Consider the following 3,073-nt stretch of genomic DNA (forward strand, 5'->3'; position numbering starts at 1 on the left):
AGCAGTGTCGATCAACACTTCTTTCGTCGCACTATCGACAGAAGGTGCTGCGGTTGCTTCGTCCACGGGAGCGGTCTGGGGCACCAAAACCTTACGTCCGAGACCCGCGTCTCGCGCCAGAGTCGCTCGCATTTTGGCATACTCCGGAGCAACCATGGGATAATCCATAGGAAGCTGCCACTTCTCCCGGTATTGCGTTGGCGTCATTCCGTACCTTGTCTGCAGGTGACGCTTGAGCATTTTGAGTTTTTTGCCATCTTCCAGACAGACGATGTGGTCAGGAAACACCGACTGCCCGACTGGAACTGCAGGCTGCTGGGCAGGAATGCTGCTGTTTTTCTCTGTGGCCGGTGTTGTTTCGCGGATAGCAGCGTAGACATCGCGGATAAACGCCGGGACATGTTCTGTCGGCAGAGAGGTATTGGTATTGCCGAGATGCGCTGCCACTATGTCGCTCATGGCAATTACAATTGCCGGGGATAGGTCGTCTGATTGGTCCATGATAAAGCCTCTCCGCTATATTTTTACCGAATAACATTGCCGGAGTGTAAGTCTATATGCAATCGGCAAAATATGGCGTATCGAAAGCTGAATTATATATTGCGGTACGTTGCATACATCGATCACATCGCACCATGAACATCAAGTTTTACGCAAATTGTATGCGGCGGAGCCTGCCCCTGATTACGCTATCAGACGGCGTAAACTGGCTTATGCAACGGGCCTTTCACAAAAACTACGGCTCACCCCAATGTCGATGATAAGTTTTTTAGTCCGAATATATCCACACACGAATTTTCCATGACGTGGTGAGCGGATACAGTATTTATCTCTATCACCTGCCTGATGATCACAGCGGGCTACCCCTGCAGGTAATGCAGCCAGTCATGGCTGTGTAACGATATAGCCGCGTTTCAGGCGATAACGGATCATCGCGGTCAGAGCATTCACCGCGGCGCCCTCGTCGGGATAGAGATCCACGCGCTGGGTGCCAGCTGTCCCGATCCTGCCCCAGTTACGAACAAGCGCAGCACCACCGAACAGGTCGGGCTGAACTGACAGTCCGTAATACCGCCACTCATTGAAACTGGGTTGAATACGACGCAACTGGACAGATAACGGGAACAGTCCAAGCTGTATTGTTTTCCCTGGGGGAACGGCGCTCCTTGATCTTCTGGATGTCATATTGGTCCTGCGCATCGCATGATGCTAACATGATCTATTATTCAAGTACAGATATTCTGAACTCCTTTCAGCCTTTTGCAACGCCGCGTGGAGCATGCATGGATCATTGCCTGCGATCTATAGGTCGGATGGTACGATGCGGATGTCTTCCGATACGTCAATCATCCAGCACATTGGTGGTTGCCTCAAGCCATGACCCGGTCGGAAGATGACGTAGAAGACCCTTTTTCTCGCCACTCAGGCGTGAGTGTCAATCGATCAGCCAGAGAGCACTCTGGATGTTTCGAACATGCGTTGCCCGCAGAACATAGACGATACACTCGGTAACAATAATGAGATATACGTTACAACAAGACGGAATCGTGTAGATTGAGCAGCCTGATCATGAGTCCGTGGAGCTAAGTGACCAGATTAAATCACGACGAAAATCGTCAATAATAGCAAAGTATATCGAGTTATGCCGCTCCAGCGCTCCGTAAGAAACATGGCAACCGTGCACTGCGTTGCTTCAGTGTGTTCGTCTTGATCCGTGTGAGGATGACATGAAGTTTGATGAACTTCGCTCGCGTTTCGAGCTTATCGATGACGAACAATCCGGACAGCTATGTCTGACGCTGGTTCAGGCGATTTTAGCGCTGAGATGCAATATTGAATACATTGCTTCTCCAGTGAAAACATCAACTGCCAGGCGTGAGCAGGCAAGATCATTGCACCCCATTCTGGTGCTTTGCCACGAAAAAGGCCGTCAGTTGAAAGACGACCACCCGAATTCCCATTATTTGCAACTCCGCGTTGATATTCTTGTAAAAATGATAAGCGAGATGTCGGTCGAGGAGTTAGGAAGCGAAGCAGAAGATACGTTTATTCTCTCCCCGATCCCCCCCCCTTTTGAAAATCTCCTGTCTCAAGAAAGGGGAAACGACAAGGGATGATTTTTTAATCGCAGTCGCATGATCAGGGCGTACAGGACATAGGTATTGTCCGGAGTCCGCCATGCGCTGTTTCTACGTGTTGCCATTTCTCCTGCTCATGCACGCGCCGGCGCAAGGACAGCAATGCTCTGTGTCTACTCCGATTGAGTCCAGGAGCGACACCGTAGGGCCGACCCTGGAACATGATGATAAGGGTAGGACCGATGCAGTCGCCCACCTTGGGATCGCAGGGGCCAACATCGAAAAACTACCCGATGTCCACGGCTTCGAAGCTGGCATCGCCCATACCCGGAACGAACTCCTCGTCTTTTTCGCCCCGGAAAGCCACGCGATCGTGCTTAGCGGCACACTGATCCCGATACCCTACGACACCCTACGTTCCCTGGCCGGATCGCGCGCCCACGATCTCGCACCTGTCGATGGCATCAGGGGAATGTTTGTTCGGGCGGATAACCGTTTTCAGGTCGTCTATGCGACCCCGGATGGCAAGGCGGCAGTCGCTGCCCGCATGTGGGGCGCCACCGGACAGGACATCACGAAAGACCAGATCAGGGGCATTCCTGGAGCCGTCCCAGAAATCAGTATCTCTGGCGCTTCATCCGACGCTAACGAACAGTCCGGGCTCCAGGGTCTCTCGGGAGGCCTTATAGGGACACCTTCATCCCCGGAAGTCATCATGTTCATAGACCCGCAATGCATCTACTCGATAAAGGCGATGCATATCCTTCAGCCCGCAATCGATGCAGGGAAAGTTCGCCTGAAAATAGTCCCGCTGTCATTGCTTGATTACGAGGATAACGGCGCCAGTACCGTCAATGCGAGAGCCATGCTGTCGCTTCCGGCACACGAAATGGCACAAGCGTGGGTCAACGGTCGTCTAAACCCGGGATTGGCTGCACCTGAACCGGATAGTGGGGAGAAGCTTGCCCGTAATACCCGGATTGCACGGCAGATAG

Annotated in this window: 4 protein-coding genes; 2 read left to right on the forward strand and 2 right to left on the reverse strand. The window is 52.4% G+C overall.

The window, feature by feature from the left end:
- A partial coding sequence (locus AC1RQ9_RS18615) for a Ros/MucR family transcriptional regulator (protein WP_485988076.1) occupies nucleotides 1-501 on the reverse strand: 501 nt, incomplete at its 3' end.
- Between the two features lie 384 nt (nucleotides 502-885).
- A complete protein-coding gene (locus tag AC1RQ9_RS18620) occupies nucleotides 886-1,107 on the reverse strand; it encodes a WGR domain-containing protein (RefSeq protein ID WP_485988077.1) in 222 nt (73 codons plus the stop codon).
- 620 nt (nucleotides 1,108-1,727) lie between these two features.
- Here AC1RQ9_RS18620 and AC1RQ9_RS18625 point away from each other — a divergent pair.
- Both AC1RQ9_RS18625 and AC1RQ9_RS18630 read left to right on the forward strand, forming a co-directional pair.
- On the forward strand, nucleotides 1,728-2,117 hold the full coding sequence (locus tag AC1RQ9_RS18625; protein WP_217420214.1) for a hypothetical protein: 390 nt from the start codon (nucleotides 1,728-1,730) through the stop codon (nucleotides 2,115-2,117).
- 61 nt (nucleotides 2,118-2,178) lie between these two features.
- The coding region (locus AC1RQ9_RS18630) for a thiol:disulfide interchange protein (RefSeq protein WP_485988079.1) at nucleotides 2,179-3,073 on the forward strand (895 nt) is incomplete at its 3' end.

The organism is Komagataeibacter ossonobensis (assembly GCF_057359305.1).